We start from the raw sequence: 607 nt of genomic DNA on the forward strand, positions 1-607 counted from the left end.
GGCCGCCCAGCGGCTGCGCCACCAGGTCTTCGCCGGTGAGATGGGCGCCCTGCTCGACGGTCCCGAACCCGGCCTCGACGGCGACGCCTTCGACGCGTACTGCGACCACCTCCTGGTCCGGGAGGAGGGCACCGGCGAGGTCGTCGGCACCTACCGGATCCTGCCGCCCGACCGGGCCGCCGTCGCCGGACGCCTCTACTCCGAGACCGAGTTCGACCTCACCCGCCTCGCCCCCGTCCGGCACGACCTGGTGGAGGTCGGCCGCTCCTGCGTCCACCCCGCCCACCGCAACGGCGCCGTGATCGCCCTCATCTGGGCCGGCCTCGCCCGCTACATGACCCGCACCGGCCACAACTGGCTCGCCGGCTGCTGTTCGATCCCGCTCGCCGACGGCGGCACCCTCGCCGCCGCCACCTGGGACACCGTCAAGGCCAAGCACCTCGCCCCCGAGGAGTACTGGGTCACCCCGCACAAGCTGTGGAGCCCCGACGGCGTGACCCGCCCCGAGGGCCGCACCGAGCTCCCGCCGCTGCTCCGCGGCTATCTGCGGCTCGGCGCCTGGGTGTGCGGAGCCCCCGCGCACGACCCCGACTTCGGCACCGCCGAC

The 607-nt window shown here is 75.1% G+C and carries 1 protein-coding gene; it reads left to right on the forward strand.

The window, feature by feature from the left end:
- Positions 1–607, forward strand: a 607-nt coding sequence (locus CCN56_RS38750; protein ID WP_107484301.1) for a GNAT family N-acetyltransferase, incomplete at both ends; no start/stop codon positions are given.

Source organism: Streptomyces sp. NRRL B-24572 (assembly GCF_002156145.1).
GTDB lineage: Bacteria > Actinomycetota > Actinomycetes > Streptomycetales > Streptomycetaceae > Streptomyces > Streptomyces vietnamensis.